Genomic DNA, 18,109 nt, shown 5'->3' on the forward strand with positions numbered 1-18,109 from the left:
TCCAGGATGGATTGTGGTGCCGCCCGCAGCACACCGGGCACCATCTGTGCGCCATGCGTGACGGCGAGCGGTCTGGATCGTTAGTGTTCACGTCCGCGTGCAACGCAGCCCGCTGCCGGAAGTGAGAGATCGGATGCCCAGTTACCGCAAGGTCGTCGTCGGAACGGATGGCTCGCGGCCGTCGCTGCGGGCGGTGGCCCGCGCCGCCGAGGTCGCGCGGGACTCCTCCGCCACGCTGGTGATCGTCTGCGCGTACTACCCGAACAGCGAGCGCGATGTCGAGCAGGCCAAGCAGGAGCTCGGCGAGGAGGCGTTCCAGGTGATCGGCTCCGCGCCCGCCGAGGACACCCTGCGGGAGGCCACCGACCGCGCCCGTGCCGCGGGCGCCGCCGAGGTCGAGACCGTCTCGGTGCTCGGCGCGCCGGTGGCGTCGCTGGTCGAGGCCGCCGAGAAGCACTCGGCCGACCTGCTGGTGGTGGGCAGCCGGGGGCTGAACACGGTGAAGGGCCGGATCCTGGGCTCGGTGCCCTCCGAGGTGTCGCGCCGCGCCGACTGCGATGTGCTCGTTGTCCGAACCTCGCGATGAGGCGGTGGCCGGGCGCCCCGAGCTGGAGACGGTCCTGCTCGGCGGCCCCGCGCGCCACACCAAGGCCGACGTGGCGCGGGAGGCGGGCGTCGAGCTGCGGCGCGCCGAGCGGCTCTGGCAGGCCATGGGCTTCGCCCACGTCGACGACGACGCCGTGGTGTTCACCGACGCCGACGTGGCCGCGCTGCGCAGGCTGGTGCAGCTCGTCTCGGCCCAGGTCCTGACGCCCGAGGCGGAGACGGCGGTCGCGCGCTCGCTGGGGCAGGCGATGTCGCGGCTGGCGGAGTGGCAGGTCGGCATCTTCCGGACGGTCCTCGGTGACGACTTCTCCGGCGACCTGGCCACGACCGCGCAGTTCGCCGGGGCGATCATGCCGGTGATGGAGCAGTTGCAGGGCTACGTGTGGCGGCGGCACCTCACCGCCACCGCGATGCGCGAGCTCGGCGGCCGGGACACCGGTGAGGACGAGCGGACCCTGGTCATCGGCTTCGCCGACATCGTCGGCTACACCCGGCTGATCCGGGACTTCACCGAGCTGGAGCTGGCCAGCCTGATCGACGACTTCGAGGAGCTGGCCACCGGTGTGGTCGCCGAGAACCGCGGCCGCATCATCAAGACCGTGGGCGACGAGGTCCTGTTCGTCACCGACACCGCCGCCGACGCCGCCGAGGTCGCGCTCAGCCTCAACGAGCAGATCGCCGAGTCGACGCGGCTGCCACCGCTGCGCATCGGGCTGGCCAAGGGTGTGGTGCTCGCCCGCTTCGGCGACGTCTACGGCTCGACGGTCAACATCGCCAGCAGGCTCACCTCGGTCGCCCGGCCCGCGTCGGTGCTGGTCGACCGGGAGGTGTCGGGCTCGCTGCGCGACCACCCGGACTACCACCTGGTCTCGGTCGGCCCGACGAAGGTCCAGGGCTTCCGCGGTCTGCGCGCCTGGGCGCTGCGCCGCGCCCGCTGACCGCCGCAGGCTGGCCGCCGGCGCGCTGACCGCGCCTCGGTCATGCTCGACACGTTCTACCGCGTGCTGGGCACCGGCTGCATCCCGCGCTGGCACGCCGGCGTGATCGACATGGACGGCGCCTACTTCGCCGCCCCGGGGCAGGAGCTGTTCGTCGCCGAGGCTCCCGGCGGTGAGATCCGGGCCCCGTCGGCGTCGGCGGGGCCCGCCGTGCGCGCCGTGTAGTCGCCGACGGTGCGGATTCGCCGCTCAGCCATGGCAACCCCGTTAGTGTGATCCAGATCGCTCGCCGCCGCCCGGCTGTTGCGAACGATGTGCGGCAGACCGTACTCCCGATGGCTCCGGACGGCCTGTCAGCTCTCCTGCCTGCGGGTTCGCTCGGCCGAGGGCGTTCAGCCGCTTCGCCGCCGACCGCGCGTCAATGTCCTTCGTACGCGTATTCGGCTGCTTGATCACCCGAGCGGCTGGACAGCGGCATCCGCGCGTGGGATGCCCACCGACATCAGCGGTCATAAGGTCGACTCATGGGAACCGAGCGGGGAACGGTCATTCCGGCAAGTCACACCGACGAGGTCGCCGCGCTGGCCGAGAACTACGCGAGACTGCCCGCGGGCGAACCGGTGCGCCTGGCCAAGGCGACCTCGAACCTGTTCCGGTTCCGCGACCCCGCCGCCGGACCAGGGCTCGACGTCGGCCGCCTCAACCGGGTGCTGGCCGTGGACCCGTCGACCCGCACCGCCCAGGTCCAGGGCATGGCCACCTACGAGAGCATCGTCGACGCGCACCTGCCTTCCGGGCACATCCCGCTGGTCGTGCCGCAGCTGAAGACGATCACGCTGGGCGGCGCCATCGCGGGGCTGGGCATCGAGTCGACCTCCTTCCGCAACGGCCTGCCGCACGAGTCGGTGCGGGAGATGGAGATCCTCACCGGCGACGGCCGGGTCGTGGTCGCCCGCCCGGACAACGAGCACGCCGAGCTGTTCCGCGGGTTCCCCAACTCCTACGGCACGCTGGGCTACGCGCTGCGCCTGGAGATCGAGCTGGAGCCGGTGCAGTCCTACGTGCGGTTGCGCCACCTGCGCTTCGGTTCGGCCGGCGAGTGCGCCGAGGCCATCGCGAGCATCTGCCGCGACCGCGCCCACGACGGCCACCCGGTCGACTTCCTCGACGGCACCGTGTTCTCCGCCGACGAGCAGTACCTGACGCTGGGGGAGTACCGGTCGGACGCCCCGCCCACCAGCGACTACACCGGCCAGCAGGTCTACTACCGCTCGCTGCGCACGCGGCAGACCGACCACCTGTCCATCCGCGACTACCTGTGGCGCTGGGACACCGACTGGTTCTGGTGCTCGCGCGCCTTCGGCGTCCAGCACCCGCTGGTGCGGCGGTTCTGGCCGCGGCGCTACCGCCGTTCCGACGTCTACCGCCGGATCGTGTCGTGGGACCGCAGGTTCGGCCTCACCGACCGGCTTTCCAGGCTGCGCGGCGGTGGCGGCAACGAGCCGGTGATCCAGGACGTGGAGATCCCGGTCGGGCGGCTGGCGGAGTTCCTGGAGTTCTTCCACGCCGAAACCGGGATCAGCCCGGTCTGGCTGTGCCCGGTGCGCCTGCGCGACCGGAAGGGCTGGCCGCTGTACCCGATGGACCCGGACACGCTCTACGTCAACGTCGGCTTCTGGTCGGCGGTGCCGTTGCGTCCGGGCGAGGAGCCGGGCACCCACAACCGCGCGATCGAGCGCGTGGTCAGCGAGCTCGACGGGCACAAGTCCCTGTACTCCAACGCCTACTACGGCGAGGACGAGTTCTGGCGGTTGTACAACCGCCCCGCCTACCAGCGCCTCAAGGAGCGCTACGACCCGGACGGACGTCTTCCGGGCCTCTACGACAAGTGCGTCCGGGAGAAGTGACGCGCAGGGGAAGGAGTTTCGGTGATGGGGCTGGCAGAGGTGTTCCCGCGCATCCTCGGGCACGACGTCCCGGTCGAGTTCCGCGCCTACGACGGGAGCCGCGCGGGCAGGGCCGGCGCGGACGTCTCCATCGAGATCCGTTCGCCGCTGGCGATGTCGCACCTGGCGGCGGCCCCGGGTGAGCTGGGGCTGGCCCGCGCCTACGTCACGGGCGCGCTGGAAGTGCACGGCGACATGTACACCGCGCTGTCGAGCTTCCCGGCGATCACGGTCAGCGACGTGCCGCTGAAGACCCGGCTCGCGCTCATGGCCAGGCTGGGCGGGCTGCGGCTGTGGTGGCCGGTGCGTCCGCCGGCCCAGGAGTACCGGCCGCGGGGCTGGCGGCATTCCAAGAGGCGCGACAGCTTGTCCATCTCGCACCACTACGACGTCTCCAACCGGTTCTACGAGTGGGTGCTCGGCCCCTCGATGGCCTACACCTGCGCGGTGTACCCGGAGGCGGGCTCGAGCCTGGAGGAGGCGCAGTTCACCAAGCACGACCTGGTGGCGCGCAAGCTCGGGCTGGCCAAGGGGATGCGGCTGCTCGACGTCGGGTGCGGCTGGGGCGGCATGGTGATGCACGCGGCCAAGCACTACGGCGTGCGGGCGCTGGGCGTGACCCTGTCGCGGCAGCAGGCGCAGTGGGCGCAGAAGGCCATCGCCGAGCGGGGGCTGGCCGACCTGGCCGAGGTGCGCCACCTGGACTACCGCGACGTCCGGGAGACCGGCTTCGACGCGGTCAGCTCCATCGGGCTCACCGAGCACATCGGAGCGGCGCAGCTCCCGGCTTACTTCTCCTTCCTGCACGACAAGCTCAAGCCCGGTGGCAGGCTGCTCAACCACTGCATCACCAGGCCGGACGGCAGCCACGGCTCCCGGCCGGGCAAGTTCATCGGCCGCTACGTCTTCCCGGACGGCGAGCTGGAGCCGGTCGGCACCCTGGTGTCGGCGATGAACGACAACGGCTTCGAGGTGCGCCACGAGGAGAACCTGCGGGAGCACTACGCCCTGACCCTGGCCGGCTGGTGCGCGAACCTCGACGCGAACTGGTCCGCGGCGGTGCAGGAGGTGGGGCCCGAACGCGCCCGCGTCTGGCGGCTCTACATGGCGGCCTGCCGCCTGGGCTTCGAGCTCAACGTCGTGCAGCTGCACCAGGTTCTGGGCGTGCGCCTGGACGGCACCGACGCCCGGATGCCGCTGCGCCCGGCCTGGTGATCGCGCGAGTCGCGCCACGGCTGACCAGCGGCCCGCGGGTCATCTCGCCAGGTCGTCCAGGGACACCGGCGGGACGTACTCGCCGACGGGGTCGCGGACCCACCAGGCGCCGGTCTCGCGGCGTTCGCGCGCGGTGGTGAAGCGGTAGCGGAAGAAGCGCGCGCGGACCTCGGTGGGCGGGGACTCCGGGAAGGGGTTGCGGCGCAACAGCTTCAGGACGTGCCGGTCGTTGCGCAGCAGGGCTTCCAGGAAGCGCGGCAGCCAGCCGCGCCCGTAGCCGGGCGAGATGGCGCAGAACCACATCAGCCAGTCCAGCCGCAGGTGGTAGGGCGCCACCTGCGGCGGGCGGCGCATCGGGTCGCCCGGCTTGCCCTTGAAGTCGTACTCCCGCCACCGCGAGCCGCCGTCGCGCCCCTCCACGACGACCTCGTAGCGGGTGCGGGTGATGCTGCCGAAGGCGCCGTAGGTGTTGCCCAGGTGCAGCTTGTTGAAGCTGCGGTTCATGACCTGGCGCCTGCCGAGCATGTTGCGCACCGGCCAGTAGCTCAGCGCGACCATCGTGGCGGTCAGCACCAGAACCAGCGCCAGCCACCAGACGGGCGCCGGCGAGTCGGGGAGCGGGACCGGCAGCCATCCCAGCACCTGCGGGCCCATCGCGGCGAAGGCCAGCGTGATGGTGACCAGGTTCAGCCACGCGAAGTTGCCGCTGAGCACCAGCCAGAGCTGCGTCACCACGACGATCACCGCGGCCACCGAGGCGACCGGCTGCGGGGCGAACAGTCCGAAGGGGACGACGAGCTGGGTGAAGTGGTTGGCCGCGACCTCGACCCGGTGCAGCGGCCGGGGAAGCTGGTGGAACCTCCTGCTCAGCGGCCCCGGCATCGGCTGGGTCTCGTGGTGGTAGTACAGCGCGGTGAGGTCGCGCCAGCAGGAGTCCCCGCGCATCTTGATCAGCCCGGCACCGAACTCGACGCGGAACAGCAGCCAGCACATCAGCCACAGCACCGGCATCGGTGGCGGCACGTGCGCCGGCCCCAGGAAGATGGCCAGGAAACCGGCCTCCAGCAGCAGCGACTCCCAGCCGAAGGAGTACCAGACCTGTCCGATGTTGACGATCGACAGGTACAGCACCCACAGCAGCGCCCACACCACCATCGAAGCCCACAGCGGCAGCACGTCGGCTGCCCCGGCCAGCACCGCCGCGCTGACCGCCGTGCCGAGCCAGGCCACCGCGGCGAAGAACCGGTCCGAGTAGTGCAGGTGGAACAGACTCGGCGCCCGGCGGAACCCGGCTGCCGCGAGGAAGCGCGGGACCGGGGTGAGCCCGTGCTCGCCGAGCAGCGGCCGGAACTGGTTGACCGCGGTCAGGAAGGCCAGCAGGTAGGTGAGGGCGAGCAGGTGCTGGACGACGAAGCGCGCCTGGGCGTAGTCGGCGCTGACGAACCACTGCCAGTTCATCGATCCCTCCTCGCCTCGACCGTGGTTCCAGCGTGCCGGGCCGTCTCTAGAATCGCTGACGGAGCACGCGGTGTGGAGGTTGCGGGTTGCTGGACGACGTGGTGGGCGTGCTGGTCTGCCCGCACTGCGGTGCGGAGCTGGCAGCCGCCGGGCAGAGCCTGCGCTGTGCGTCGGGACACGTGTTCGACCTGGCCCGCCAAGGCTACGTGAGCCTGCTGACCGGACATCCGCCCGCCGCCACCGGCGACACCGCGGCGATGGTCGCGGCCCGCGCGGCGTTCCTCGCCGCCGGCCACTACGACCCGATCGCAGACCAGGTCCGCGACGCCGTCGCCGAGGCGCGCCCGGAGGGCGGCTGCGTCGTCGACGTCGGTGCGGGCACCGGTCACTACCTGGCCAGGGTCGTCGACGCCATACCCGGGACGGGGCTCGCGCTCGACGTCTCGAAGTACGCGTGCCGGCGGGCGGCCAAGATCCACCCCAGGGTCGGGGCCGCGGTCGCCGACGCCTGGCGGGCGTTGCCGGTGCGCAGCGCGGGCGCATCAGCGGTCCTCAACGTCTTCGCGCCCCGCAACGCCGCCGAGATGCACCGGGTGCTGCGGCCGGGCGGGCGGCTCGTCGTCGTCACGCCGAATCCCGGTCACCTCGGCGGACTGGTCGCCGAGCTCGGGTTGCTCAGCGTCGACGAGCGCAAGCAGGAGCGGCTCGACCAGCAGCTCGGCGGACTGTTCGAGCCGGTCGGGCAGCGGACGTGCGAGTTCACCATGCGGCTGGACCGCGCCGAGGCCGAGGCGGTGGTGGGCATGGGCCCCAGCGCGTGGCACTCCTCCGCCGAGGACATCGGCGCGCGCATCGCGGCGCTGCCCGAGCCGGTGCCGGTCACGGCGTCGGTCACGGTCTCGGTCTACCGCCGGGAGTAGGCGGCTCCGGCCGTCGTCGGGAGCAGGCCGCTCTACCGGGCGGGAAGGCGGCCGGCAGCGGCTGGATCATGACCCGCGCCCGAAGTGCGGCGGATCAGGAGCCCGTGCCGTAAGCGCTGAGGGTCGAGACCCCGCGCCGGAAGCGTCGGGGATCAAGGCCCCGCGCCCGAAGCGCGGCGGGTCAGCTCCGCGCGACCGGCAGCCGCAGGGCGATGCGGATCGCGCCCAGCCTCGCGCGGGGCATCGTCCGCGCCCGGGAGATCCGGTTGAGCACCCGCGAGGCGGTGGCCATCCGGCGCGTCGGGCGGCGCCGGGCCCGGTCGTAGTCGGCCAGCGCCTGCCCGGGGTCGGCGGCGCCGCGCAGGCAGGCGGCCAGCGTCACGGCGTCGATGAGCGCCTGGCAGGCGCCCTGCCCGAGGTCGGGTGTCATCGCGTGCGCCGCGTCGCCGACCAGCACGGCGTTGTCCACCGCGAACGTCTCCGGCGCGGGCACGAGCTGGCTGACCTCGTCGCGGACGATCTCGGACTCCGGGGTGGCCTCGATGAGCCGCGGGATCGGGTCGTGCCAGCCGGCGAACAGGGAGCGCAGCTCCTGGTGGTGGGCGCCGAGCCGGTAGTCGGCGGGAGCGGTGAGGCAGGCGAACCAGTGGGCCGGTTCGCCCTCGACCGGCACGACCCCGAACTTGCGGCCCGGACCCCAGGTCTGGCCGTGGAAGTCGGTGCTGACATCGGCGGTTCCCCGCCACGCGACGCAGCCCATGTAGCGCGGCCGCGACGCCGGGAACAGCGCGGTGCGGATGCGGCTGTGGACGCCGTCGGCGCCGACCAGCACGTCGCACTCGGCGCTCAGCGCGACGTGGGGGTCGATGTCGCTGTCGGTGTGCACCGCACCGGAGGGCAGCTCGTCGAGCAGCAGCCGCATCAGCGAGCTCCGGGTGAGCACCCGCGGACTGGGGCCCTCGCCCTCCCTGCCGACGTCGACCGAGGTGATCAGGCGGCCGTCCGGCCTGCGAAGCTCGAAGTGTTCGTGCAACGGCGCGCAGGCCCGGACCGCGTCGCCGATGCCGAGCGCGTCGAGCGCCTCCTGCGCGTCGGGCCAGAGCGTCAGGGCGTTGCCGGGACCGGAGATCCGCGGTGCGCGCTCGTGGACCTCGACGTCCCATCCCTCGCGGTGCAGCGCGACCGCGGAGGCCAGTCCGCCGACGCCACCGCCCACGATGATCGCCCGTCCGGTCATCGCCGCACTGTACTGCGGATGTAGTACAAAGTTGCACATATATGATCCGCGCGATGAGCACCCGTCGGGAGCAGGTCCTGGACGCCGCGGTGGAGCTGCTGGCCGTGCGCGGCCTGCGGGCGCTGACCCATCGCGGTGTGGACGAGACCGCAGGACTGCCCGCGGGCTCGGCCTCGAACCACTTCCGCACCAGGAAGGCCCTGCTGCACGGGGTGTCCGCGCACCTCGTGGCCCGGGACGAACGGGCGGTGCTCGCCCTCGCGGGACGGCGCAGTCCGGCCGACGTCCGCGAGCTGGCCGAGGCGGTGGCCTCGCTGCTGCGGCACCGGCTCGGCGCCGGGCGCCCGGTCGCGCTGGCGCGCCGCGTGCTGACCGCCGAGGCGGCCACCGACCCCGAGCTGTGCGCCGACCTGCGGCGCTGCCACCCGCTGCGGCCGGTCACGGCGGGCTGGCTGCGAGGCGTCGGCTCGGCCGAACCCGACCGGCACGCCGAACTGCTGCTGGCCTTCGCCGACGGGTTGCTCGAGCAGCGCCTGCTGGAGGCCGACCGCGACGGCGACCTCGCCGACGACGTCGAGCCCCTGCTGCGCGGACTGCTCAGCTGAACCGGCCGGGTGCGGGCACCCGCACGGGCCGCACCCGGCCGCCGCCATCAGCCGTGGACCCGGCGCGGCACGTTCCACGGGTTGTGGTCGCGCAGCGCCTCCGGCAGCAGCGTCTGCGGCACGTTCTGGTAGGTCACCGGACGCAGGAAGCGCTCGATGGCCGCGGTGCCCACCGAGGTGAAGCGCGAGTCGGTGGTGGCGGGGTAGGGGCCGCCGTGCTGCATCGCGGGGGACACCGCGACACCGGTCGGCCAGCCGTTGAACAGCAGGCGCCCCGCCCGGTCCCGCAGCCGGTTCAGCAGGCTCGCGCCGAACTCCGAGTCCTCCTCCTCGGCGTGCAGGGTCGCCGTCAGGTTGCCCTCGAACGCCTCCGCCGCCTGCCGGGCCTCGTCCTCGTCGCGGTAGGTGACCACGATGGACAGCGGGCCGAAGACCTCCTCCAGCAGCGTTTCCCGGTTCGCCAGCAAGGTCTGGACATCGGTGGTGAGCAGCGTCGGCACGGTGCCGTCGGAGACCTCGCCCTCGGCGAGCACCCGCACGCCCGGCACACCGGTCACCTCGGCGCGCCGCGAGCAGTAGCCCTCGTGCAGGCGGTCGCTGAGCATCCGGTGCAGCCCGACCTCTCGCGACTGCGAGGCCAGTGCGTCCTCCAGCCCGTGGTCGGCGGGCAGGAACAGCAGACCGGGCTTGGTGCACAGCTGCCCGGCGTTGCCCGAGTACGAGGTCACGAAGCCCTTGGCGATCTCCGCGCCGCGGGCGCGCACCGCCGCCGGGGTGACGAAGGCGGGGTTGAGGCTGCCCAGCTCGCCGAAGAACGGGATCGGCGTCGGACGCGAGGCGGCGATGTCGAACAGCGCCCGCCCGGCCGGGACCGAGCCGGTGAAGGCCGCGGCCTTCACGCGCGGGTCGCGAAGCGCGGCGGTGCCGGTCTCGAACCCGAACACGACGCCGAACGCGCCTTCCGGGGCACCGTGCTCGGACAGCGCGGCCGAGATGATCTCGCCGACCCGCGCCGACAGGCGGGGGTGGCCCGGGTGCGCCTTGACCACGACCGGGCAGCCGGCCGCCAGCGCCGAGGCGGTGTCGCCGCCGGGAACGCTGAAGGCGAACGGGAAGTTGCTGGCCGCGAAGACCAGCACCGGGCCGAGCGGTACCAGCATCCGGCGCAGGTCCGGCTTGGGCCCGAGGGCGAAACCGTCGTCGGCCGGGTCGATGGTGGCCCCCAGGTACGAGCCCTCGGCCAGCACCTCGGCGAACAGCCGGAGCTGGAAGGTGGTGCGCTTGAGCTCGCCGGTCAGGCGGGCCTCGGACAGGTTGGTCTCGGCCATGGCGGCCGGCAGCAGTTCGGTGCCCGCCGCGTCCAGCGCGTCGGCGACGGCGCCGAGCAGCCGGGCCCGCTCGGCGGGCGGCAACGCCCCGAAGGACTCGGCCGCCCCGGCCGCCCGCTGGAGCACGGCTTCGAGATCTGCTGCGGTGGTGTCCGGAATCGGGTCGGTCGCGGTCAACATGGCTCCCTTGCGATCTGCGGTGCTCTGCGATCTGCGGCGGCTCCTTCGCCCCGCGGCCCACCGTAGTACGACACGGCCGGGTTTGGTCCGGCCAAAGACATCGGATGGATCAAGACTGGAGAACGCCGCGGATGCGCGGGCCGCGGCCGAGCGCGGGGTTTGATCGGAGGTCTCGGTGGGCCACGATGGCAGTCGGCACCGTGTCGACCGAGCAGCGGGAGTGACCGAATGACCGCACGCGTAGTGGACTTCGAAACCGTCGACCTGCGTTTCCCCACCTCACGGCAGCTCGACGGATCCGACGCGATGAACCCGGCGCCCGACTACTCCGCGGCATACGTCGTGCTGCGCACCGATCACCCGGCGGTGCCGGAGGGGCACGGCTTCACCTTCACCATCGGGCGCGGCAACGACCTGGTGGTCGCGGCGGTCCGGGCGGTGGCGAACCGGGCGCGGGGCATCCCGGTCGACGACATCGTCGGCGACCTCGGCGCGTTCGCCCGCCACCTCACCGCCGACAGCCAGCTGCGCTGGCTCGGACCGGACAAGGGCGTCATCCACCTGGCCACGGCCGCGGTGGTCAACGCGGCGTGGGACCTGGCGGCCAAGCTCGCGGGCAAGCCCGTCTGGAAGCTGCTCGCCGACATGTCCCCGCGCGAGATCACCGACCTGGTCGACTGGCGCTACCTGCGCGACGCGCTCACCCCGGAGGCCGCCGTCGACCTGCTCGAACGCGCCGAGCCGGGGCGCGCCGAGCGGGAAGCCCGCATCCGCCGGGAGGGCTACCCGGCCTACACCACCAGTGCGGGCTGGCTCGGCTACGACGACGCCAAGCTGCGGCGGCTGTGCCAACAGGCGGTCGACGAGGGGTGGGACTCGGTCAAGCTCAAGGTCGGCGCGGACCTGGCCGACGACCGGCGGCGCTGCCGCATCGCCCGCGAGATCATCGGACCGGACCGGCGGTTGATGATCGACGCCAACCAGACCCTCGGCGTCGCCGAAGCCGTGGAATGGCACCGCGGGCTGGCAGAGTTCGGCATCTGGTGGTTCGAGGAGCCGACCAGTCCCGACGACGTGCTCGGCCACGCCACCATCCAGCGCGAGATCGCGCCCACCCACGTGGCCACCGGGGAGCACGCGCACAACCCGGTGATGTTCAAGCAGTTCCTGCAGGCCGGGGCGATCGGGATCTGCCAGATCGACGCCTGCCGGCTGGGCGGGGTCAACGAGGCCGTCGCCTCGATCCTGCTGGCGGCCGCGCACGGCGTCCCGGTGTGCCCGCACGCCGGGGGAGTGGGGCTGTGCGAGCTGGTGCAGCACCTTTCGATCTTCGACTACGTCGCGGTGAGCGGCGAGCTGGAGAACCGGGTGATCGAGTACGTCGACCACCTGCACGAGCACTTCCTCGACCCGGTCCGGCTGCGCGACGGCCGCTACCTGCCGCCGGAAGCCCCGGGCTACAGCGCCGAGATCCGCCGGGACACCCTGGAGCGCTACCGCTTCCCGGGCGGCGGGGCCTGGCACTGACGGGCGCGATCTCCACGCACCGGACCGGAAAGCGGAAGGGGCCCGCGCAATCTGAACTGCTCCCCGAGGGTTGGACTGGAAATCCAGTTCCAGCTCTTGGGGAGCGGTTCTTGTATCCAGGTAGTTCGTTGTCGGAGCGGCAGCGTGAGGCTGCCGTGGCTTTGTTCGAGGCTGGTTACGGGGCGAAGGTCGTCGCGGCCCGGTTGGGTGTGTCGCGCACGGCGGTGAGACGCTTGCGGCACCGATGGGTCCTGCGAGGCGCGGGAGCGCTGATCATGAAACCGAAGCAGTCGTTCTCGTTCGAGTTCAAGCTCGAAGTCGTGCGTCGGTTCCTTGACGGCGAGGCCACCACGGCGGAACTGGCCCGCGAGTACGCCCTGTCCTCGCCCAAGCTGGTCGAGACCTGGGTGCGCAAGTACCGGCGTGAGGGTGAGGACGCGCTGCGGCCCAAGCGGCGAGGCCGACCGCCAGGCGCCCCGGAACCACCCGAGGGCGAGCTCAGCGAGGTGCAACGGCTGCGGCAGGAGAACCAGTGTCTGGCTGCCGAAAACGCCTACCTGAAAAAATTGCGGGCCTTGAGAGCGCAGGGGCGAAAGTAAAGACCCAGGTCATCGCCACTCTCAAGGCGCAGTACCCGCTGGCTGTGCTGCTGGCGGTCGCGGGCGTAGCCCGCTCGACATTCTTCTACCACCAGGCCCGGATGGACGCCGAAGATCCGCAGGCAGACCTCAAAGAAGCGGTGACGGAGGTCTTCGAGCAGGCCCACCGTCGGTACGGGCATCGGCGGGTTCACACGATCCTTGTCCGCCGGGGCTGGCAGGTCGCCAAAAAGACCGTGCTGAAACTGATGCGGGCCCTGGGCCTGGTCTGCAAGGTCCGGCGCCGCCGACCGTATGTGTCCTGGAAAGGGGAGGTCGGCACGATCGCCGCCAACGTGCTCAACCGCGAGTTCGCCGCGACCGCGCCGAACACCAAGTGGGTCACCGACGTCACCGAGTTCCGCGTCGGCACCGGCAAGATCTACCTGTCCCCAGTGATCGACCTGTTCGACCGGTCCGTCGTGGCCTACTCCGGGAGCACCTCACCCAACACGGAGCTGACGAACTCCTCGCTACGCAAGGCCATCGCCACACTCGAACCAGGGCAAACCCCGCTGGTGCACTCCGACCAGGGATTTCAGTACCAGCACGCCTCCTGGCGCAGACTCCTCACCAACGCCGGCCTGACACAGTCGATGTCCCGAAAAGCCACCTGCCTGGACAACGCCCTGGCCGAGAACTTCTTCGGCCACCTCAAAGAAGAACTCTTCCACCACAACCAGTTCGACACCGCCAAGGACCTCACCACCGCCCTCGACGACTACCTCGACTGGTACAACACCACCCGCATCTCCACCACGATGAAGGGTCTGAGCCCGGCCGAATACCGAGCCCAGACCCCCACCAACTAGCCTTCAATTAGTCGGTCCAACTCCCGGGGACCAGTTCACGCATCGCACGGGCCCCTCCTCGGTCGGTCGCGATCAGCTCTCCGGGCGGGAGATGCGCACCATGTCCTCGCGCGGGACGACCTTGACCCGCTCCCGGCCCTCGGCCTCGCCCAGCGACTTCTCGTGCGCGTCGAGCAGGTTCCAGCCCTCCCACGTCGTGTACTCCACGGCGCGCTCGTCCAGCAGGCGCAGGAAGCTGTCGCGCTCGGGCTGCTCGGCGGGGGTGAAGGAGTCCAGGTCGGCCAGCAGGTTGTTGATCGTCTCCAGGGCGTCGCCCTTGGTGTGGCCGATCAGGCCCACCGGGCCGCGCTTGATCCAGCCCGTGGTGTAGACGCCCGGGATGTGCTCGCCGTCGAGGTCGAGCACCCGGCCGCCGTCGTTGGGCACGGTGCCCGTGCCGTGGTCGAACGGGAGGTCGGCCAGCGGCGAGCTCAGGTAGCCCACCGCCCGGTAGACCGCCTGCACCGGCAGGGTCTCGAACTCACCGGTGCCGCGCACCGAACCGTCGCCGTTGAGCTCCATGACCTCGGTCTTGAGGCCCTCGACGCGGTCGGTGCCGATGATCTCGGCGGGGCTGCGCAGGAAGTGGAAGTGCAGCCGCCGCGGGGTGTTGTCCTTGCGGTCGCGCAGCGCCCAGTCCTGCAGCGTCTTGACGATCGTCTTGACCTGGTTGTTGGTCCGGATCGCCTCCTCGCTGGCCTCGTCGAGCTCGAAGCCCTCGGGGTGCACGACCAGCTCCATGCCGTCCTGGTGGTCAAGCTCCCGCAGCTCCAGCGGGGTGAACTTGGTCTGCGCCGGGCCGCGGCGGGCGAACAGGTGCACGTCGGTCACCTTGGACGCCTTGAGGCCCTGGTAGACGTTGTCCGGGATCTCGGTGCGCAGCAGGTCGTCGGCCTGCTTGGCCAGCACCCGCGCCACGTCCAGCGCGACGTTGCCCGCGCCGACCACCGCGACCTGCTCGGCCTCCAGGGTCCAGTCGCGCGGCGCTTCGGGGTAGCCGTCGTACCAGTACACGAACTCCGCGGCGCCGTGGCTCTGCGGCAGGTCGGCGCCGGGGATGTCGAGCTCGCGGTCCTTGTCGGCGCCGGTGGAGAAGATCACCGCGTCGTAGTGGCGCCGCAGGTCGTCCAGCTTGACGTCCACGCCGTAGTCGACGTTGCCCAGGAAGCGGATCTCCGGCTTCTCCATCACCCGGTGCAGGGCGTTGACGATGCCCTTGATGCGCGGGTGGTCGGGCGCGACGCCGTAGCGGATCAGCCCGTAGGGCGCGGGCATCCGGTCCAGCAGGTCGATGTCCACCGGGGTCTCGGACTTGGTCAGGATGTCGGCGGCGTAGACGCCGGCGGGCCCTGCCCCGACGATGGCCACTCGCAGTGCGCGGGTCATCTGATCTTCCTCCTGCTTCCCCAGCCCTCGCATGGCCGCGGATCGAACGCTCTGCCGGCCCGTCGTTGAGCCGTGGTCTGACACTGGATCACTTCCATGTTAGGCATGCCTTACCAGCGATCCCGACATGCGGACGGTGACAATGCTCATAGCCGCCCCTCGGGCGGGGAGACGCGGAAGTGTCGGCGAGATCGTAAGCACATTCGGTACGTGACCGACTTCGGGCTGTGACACTAGGATGCGGATGATCATCCACCCGATGTGCTGACAACCGGGTAGTGCGATGGGTGATCGCCGGCCCGGGATACCGCCGAACGAGGGGATCCAGCGATGGAGTCGCGGCCGAACTGGCTGCCCAAGGGCGTCGACCTGGAAGTGCCCAGCGCCGCCCGCTGCTACGACTACTATTTGGGAGGAGCGCACAACTTCGCGGTGGACCGCGAGCTCGCCCGCAACGTCGAGGCGGCGGTGCCCAACGTCCGCGACCTCGCCCAGAACAACCGGGCCTTCCTGCGCCGGGTGGTGCGCTACCTGCTCGACAAGGGCGTGCGGCAGTTCCTCGACATCGGCTCGGGCATCCCGACCGCGGGCAACGTCCACGAGATCGCCCAGCAGGTCGACCCCGGCGCGCGCGTGGTCTACGTCGACAACGAACCCGTCGCCGTCGCCCACGCCGAGACCATCCTGGACGGCAACGACAACGCCGAGGTCGTGCACGCCGACGTGGCCGACGTCCCCGGCGTGCTGGACTCGCCGCAGGTGCGGCGGCTGCTCGACTTCGACCAGCCGGTGGGCGTGCTGATGATCGCGCTGCTGCACTTCGTGCCGGACTCCAAGCGCCCGCAGGAGATCATCGGCGCCTACCACGACCGGATGGCACCGGGCAGCTACCTCGGCGTGTCGCACGCGACCTGCGACCACCACCCCGAGAGTCTGCGAAGCATCATCGACCTGTACAAGAACAGCAGCAATCCCGTGGTCTCCCGCACCCGTCAGGAGGTGGTCGATCTGATGTCGCGGTTCGAACTCGTCGAACCCGGCGTGGTGTACGTGCCTTCCTGGCACCCCGACACCGACGAGGACGTGTGGGAGGAGCCGGAGCGGTCGATCGTCTACGGGGTCCTGGGGCGAAAGATCTAGATGCGGCCTGCCGGGATGTCCGGACCGCACCGCGCCGAGCTGGCCAAGCGGTGGACCCGGGAGATCATCAACACCAGCTACGTGCCGATGGCGCGCCAGGACCTGGAGGCGTTCCTGGCCGACCGGCTCGACGAGCTGGCCACCGCCATGACCGGCGGTGACGCCTCCGCCGACCTCGCGGCAGGCGTCGGCGAGCGGATGGTCGGGATCCACCTGACCAACACCACCGCCGTCGCCCGCACGCTGCGCCTGCTGGCCGCCGAGCTCCCGCGCCTGGTGGCCGAGGCCGAGCCGGGCCGCATCAACGCGGTCCTCGGCGCGCTGGGCGCGGGGTACGCGCGGCGGCTGCGCGAGCGGACGCTGGCCGAGCAGGAGGTCATCAAGCAGGCGGTGCTGCGCGCCAGGGACGCCGCCGAGGAGGCGCTGCGCGCCAGCGAGGCCAGGTCGCGGGCGGTGTTCGTCTCCTCCGCGCTGGGCATCGCCATCGCCGGGCTCGACGGCACCATCGACGAGGTCAACCCGTCGATGGAGCAGATCTTCGACGGCGTCGGCACGCAGTTGGTCGGCGGCACGCTGTTCGACCTCGTCGACGAGGACTGGCTGGCCGACCTGCGCACCGCGGACGCCGAGCTGGCCGCCGGCGAGACCGAGCGCTTCCAGCGCGACCTGCGCTACACCCGCCCCGACGGCGCGCACATCTGGACCCAGCTCTCGGCGTCGCTGGTCCGAGACGCCCGCGGCGAGCCCGGCTACCAGATCCTGCTCTACGAGGACATCACCGAGCGGCACATGCTGCAGGAGCAGTTCCGCAGGCAGGCCACCCACGACCCGCTGACCGGGCTGGCCAACCGCACGCTGCTCAAGACCCGGCTGGACTCCGCGCTCGAACAGACCTACCCGGGCAGGCGGGTCGGGCTGTGCTACTTCGACCTCGACGGCTTCAAGGCGGTCAACGACAGCCTCGGCCACCCCATCGGCGACGACCTGCTGCGCGCCATCGCCCACCGCATCCAGACCGTCACCGGGCAGGAGGGCATGCTGACCGCCCGGATGGGCGGCGACGAGTTCGTCGTGCTCACCCCGGACTCTCAGGGCACCGCGGGCCAGCTCGAGCTGGTCGAGCGGATGCTCGCCGAGATCACCCGGCCCGTGCACATCGGCGGCCACGAGCTGACCGCCTCGGCCAGCGTCGGCGTTGTCGAGCGCGAGGTCGCCGGTACCAGTCCGGACGAGCTGCTGCGCGACGCCGACATCACGCTCTACCGGGCCAAGGCCGCCGGACGCGACCAGTGGACGCTGTTCGACCCCGAGCGCAACGCCGACGCCCGCATGCGCTTCAAGCTCTCCGCGGCCATGCCCGCCGCGTTGCAGCAGAACGACCTGTTCGTCGAGTACGAGCCGATCGTGTGGCTGGAGACCGGCGCGGTGGTCGGCGTCGACGCCCGGCTGCGCTGGGACCACGCCGAGCTCGGCGAGCTCGGCGAGGAGATCTTCGTGGGGCTCGCCGAGGAGACCGGGATGATCGCCCGGCTGGGCAGCTGGATGCTGGAGCGGGTGTGCGAGCACGCGCTGGCGTGGGTGCGGCGGTTCGGCCAGGCGGCCCCGGTCGCCGGGGTCAACCTCTCCGAGCGGCACTTCCGCGACCCCGAGCTCGTCGGCGACCTGCAGCGCATCCTGCGCACCTCCGGGCTGCCGCCGCGCCACCTGGCGCTGGGCGTGCCCGAGTCGGCGCTGTTCGACCACGGCGGTGACCCGCTCGACGCGCTCGAGATCCTCGCCGAAATGGGCGTGCGGCCGGCCATCTACGACTTCGGCCGCGACCACGCCCTCGTCCCGCGGCTGCGCCCGCTGCCGCTGAATGCGGTCCAGATCACCGGCGAGTACCTGGACAGCTTCGCCGAACCCGGCGGGCCCGACCCGCTCGACGAGCACCTGGTGTTCAGCCTGGTGGAGTCGGCCAGGCTGCTTCGGCTGCCGGTGGTGGCGCGCGGCGTGCACACCGACGAGCAGGCCAAGCGGCTCCAGCGGCTGGGCGTGCGCGGCGTGCAGGGCCCCTACACCGGCGGCCCCGCCTCGGCCGGTGAGATCGCCGGGATGATCGGCCGCTGACCGGAGCTGGCGCGAACGCGCTGGC

16 protein-coding genes are annotated in these 18,109 nt (G+C 71.6%); 12 read left to right on the forward strand and 4 right to left on the reverse strand.

Translation table 11 applies throughout. The features are described 5' to 3' along the window. Window positions 1-133 precede the first annotated feature (133 nt). From SACE_RS09740 to SACE_RS09760, 5 genes are all read left to right on the forward strand, one after another. Complete coding sequence (locus tag SACE_RS09740; protein ID WP_009942514.1) at window positions 134-586, forward strand: universal stress protein; 453 nt, start codon at window positions 134-136, stop codon at window positions 584-586. Continuing rightward, window positions 558-1,544, forward strand: coding sequence for an adenylate/guanylate cyclase domain-containing protein (locus SACE_RS39690; protein ID WP_031334466.1), 987 nt, complete (start codon window positions 558-560; stop codon window positions 1,542-1,544). Before SACE_RS09740 ends, SACE_RS39690 begins: the two co-directional genes overlap by 29 nt. Window positions 1,545-1,586: 42 nt before the next feature. Beyond that, entirely contained in the window at window positions 1,587-1,769 is a 183-nt protein-coding gene (locus tag SACE_RS09750) for a hypothetical protein (protein WP_009942512.1), read from the forward strand. Window positions 1,770-2,068: 299 nt separating this feature from the next. After that, complete coding sequence (locus SACE_RS09755; protein ID WP_009942511.1) at window positions 2,069-3,451, forward strand: FAD-binding oxidoreductase; 1,383 nt, start codon at window positions 2,069-2,071, stop codon at window positions 3,449-3,451. A 24-nt stretch (window positions 3,452-3,475) separates the two neighbouring features. Further along, window positions 3,476-4,705, forward strand: coding sequence for an SAM-dependent methyltransferase (locus SACE_RS09760; protein ID WP_009942510.1), 1,230 nt, complete (start codon window positions 3,476-3,478; stop codon window positions 4,703-4,705). A gap of 39 nt (window positions 4,706-4,744) precedes the next feature. Here SACE_RS09760 and SACE_RS09765 read toward each other — a convergent pair whose 3' ends face one another. Then, the gene (locus SACE_RS09765) at window positions 4,745-6,163 is read right to left on the reverse strand and encodes a lipase maturation factor family protein (RefSeq protein ID WP_009942509.1); all 1,419 of its coding nucleotides are present in this window, start codon (window positions 6,161-6,163) and stop codon (window positions 4,745-4,747) included. Between the two features lie 86 nt (window positions 6,164-6,249). On the opposite strand from SACE_RS09765, the gene SACE_RS09770 reads away from it, so the two are divergent. Beyond that, window positions 6,250-7,083: a putative RNA methyltransferase gene (locus tag SACE_RS09770; RefSeq protein WP_009942508.1), complete on the forward strand. Its 834-nt coding sequence runs from the start codon at window positions 6,250-6,252 to the stop codon at window positions 7,081-7,083. 181 nt (window positions 7,084-7,264) lie between these two features. On the opposite strand, the gene SACE_RS09775 is transcribed toward SACE_RS09770, so the two are convergent. Next, on the reverse strand, window positions 7,265-8,320 hold the full coding sequence (locus SACE_RS09775; protein WP_009942507.1) for an FAD-dependent monooxygenase: 1,056 nt from the start codon (window positions 8,318-8,320) through the stop codon (window positions 7,265-7,267). A gap of 53 nt (window positions 8,321-8,373) precedes the next feature. On the opposite strand from SACE_RS09775, the gene SACE_RS09780 reads away from it, so the two are divergent. Next, window positions 8,374-8,925 (forward strand): TetR/AcrR family transcriptional regulator, encoded by a 552-nt coding sequence (locus SACE_RS09780; RefSeq protein WP_011873525.1) that lies wholly within the window; start codon window positions 8,374-8,376, stop codon window positions 8,923-8,925. A gap of 47 nt (window positions 8,926-8,972) precedes the next feature. On the opposite strand, the gene SACE_RS09785 is transcribed toward SACE_RS09780, so the two are convergent. Continuing rightward, window positions 8,973-10,433: an aldehyde dehydrogenase (NADP(+)) gene (locus SACE_RS09785; RefSeq protein ID WP_009942505.1), complete on the reverse strand. Its 1,461-nt coding sequence runs from the start codon at window positions 10,431-10,433 to the stop codon at window positions 8,973-8,975. A 228-nt stretch (window positions 10,434-10,661) separates the two neighbouring features. On the opposite strand from SACE_RS09785, the gene SACE_RS09790 reads away from it, so the two are divergent. The 3 genes from SACE_RS09790 (at window position 10,662) to SACE_RS09800 (ending at window position 13,410) form a co-directional block, all read left to right on the forward strand. Then, window positions 10,662-11,960 carry an enolase C-terminal domain-like protein gene (locus tag SACE_RS09790; RefSeq protein WP_011873527.1) on the forward strand — a complete coding sequence of 433 codons (1,299 nt, stop codon included), beginning with the start codon at window positions 10,662-10,664 and terminating at the stop codon, window positions 11,958-11,960. Between the two features lie 128 nt (window positions 11,961-12,088). Further along, entirely contained in the window at window positions 12,089-12,559 is a 471-nt protein-coding gene (locus tag SACE_RS39075) for a helix-turn-helix domain-containing protein (protein ID WP_231849959.1), read from the forward strand. Continuing rightward, window positions 12,493-13,410 carry an IS3 family transposase gene (locus SACE_RS09800; RefSeq protein ID WP_231849960.1) on the forward strand — a complete coding sequence of 306 codons (918 nt, stop codon included), beginning with the start codon at window positions 12,493-12,495 and terminating at the stop codon, window positions 13,408-13,410. The genes SACE_RS39075 and SACE_RS09800 overlap by 67 nt, the downstream gene beginning before the upstream one ends. A gap of 72 nt (window positions 13,411-13,482) precedes the next feature. Here SACE_RS09800 and SACE_RS09805 read toward each other — a convergent pair whose 3' ends face one another. After that, complete coding sequence (locus tag SACE_RS09805) at window positions 13,483-14,835, reverse strand: FAD-dependent oxidoreductase (protein WP_009948995.1); 1,353 nt, start codon at window positions 14,833-14,835, stop codon at window positions 13,483-13,485. A gap of 330 nt (window positions 14,836-15,165) precedes the next feature. Between SACE_RS09805 and SACE_RS09810 the strand changes: the two genes are divergently transcribed. Beyond that, entirely contained in the window at window positions 15,166-15,975 is an 810-nt protein-coding gene (locus SACE_RS09810) for an SAM-dependent methyltransferase (protein WP_009948994.1), read from the forward strand. Window positions 15,976-15,990: 15 nt separating this feature from the next. Next, window positions 15,991-18,084: a putative bifunctional diguanylate cyclase/phosphodiesterase gene (locus SACE_RS09815; RefSeq protein WP_009948993.1), complete on the forward strand. Its 2,094-nt coding sequence runs from the start codon at window positions 15,991-15,993 to the stop codon at window positions 18,082-18,084. The last annotated feature ends 25 nt before the right edge of the window (window positions 18,085-18,109 follow it).

Source organism: Saccharopolyspora erythraea NRRL 2338, from assembly GCF_000062885.1.
In the GTDB taxonomy this organism is placed as follows: Bacteria; Actinomycetota; Actinomycetes; order Mycobacteriales; family Pseudonocardiaceae; genus Saccharopolyspora_D; species Saccharopolyspora_D erythraea.

Bases quoted from the DNA above. Each gene is read 5' to 3' on its own strand.
- SACE_RS09805 (WP_009948995.1), bottom strand. From the start codon at position 14,835: ATGACCCGCGCACTGCGAGTGGCCATCGTCGGGGCAGGGCCCGCCGGC.
- SACE_RS09810 (WP_009948994.1), top strand. From the start codon at position 15,166: ATGGAGTCGCGGCCGAACTGGCTGCCCAAGGGCGTCGACCTGGAAGTG.
- SACE_RS39690 (WP_031334466.1), top strand. From the start codon at position 558: ATGTGCTCGTTGTCCGAACCTCGCGATGAGGCGGTGGCCGGGCGCCCC.
- SACE_RS09790 (WP_011873527.1), top strand. From the start codon at position 10,662: ATGACCGCACGCGTAGTGGACTTCGAAACCGTCGACCTGCGTTTCCCC.
- SACE_RS09755 (WP_009942511.1), top strand. From the start codon at position 2,069: ATGGGAACCGAGCGGGGAACGGTCATTCCGGCAAGTCACACCGACGAG.
- SACE_RS09775 (WP_009942507.1), bottom strand. From the start codon at position 8,320: ATGACCGGACGGGCGATCATCGTGGGCGGTGGCGTCGGCGGACTGGCC.
- SACE_RS09760 (WP_009942510.1), top strand. From the start codon at position 3,476: ATGGGGCTGGCAGAGGTGTTCCCGCGCATCCTCGGGCACGACGTCCCG.
- SACE_RS09780 (WP_011873525.1), top strand. From the start codon at position 8,374: ATGAGCACCCGTCGGGAGCAGGTCCTGGACGCCGCGGTGGAGCTGCTG.
- SACE_RS09765 (WP_009942509.1), bottom strand. From the start codon at position 6,163: ATGAACTGGCAGTGGTTCGTCAGCGCCGACTACGCCCAGGCGCGCTTC.
- SACE_RS09785 (WP_009942505.1), bottom strand. From the start codon at position 10,433: ATGTTGACCGCGACCGACCCGATTCCGGACACCACCGCAGCAGATCTC.
- SACE_RS09815 (WP_009948993.1), top strand. From the start codon at position 15,991: ATGTCCGGACCGCACCGCGCCGAGCTGGCCAAGCGGTGGACCCGGGAG.
- SACE_RS09740 (WP_009942514.1), top strand. From the start codon at position 134: ATGCCCAGTTACCGCAAGGTCGTCGTCGGAACGGATGGCTCGCGGCCG.
- SACE_RS09750 (WP_009942512.1), top strand. From the start codon at position 1,587: ATGCTCGACACGTTCTACCGCGTGCTGGGCACCGGCTGCATCCCGCGC.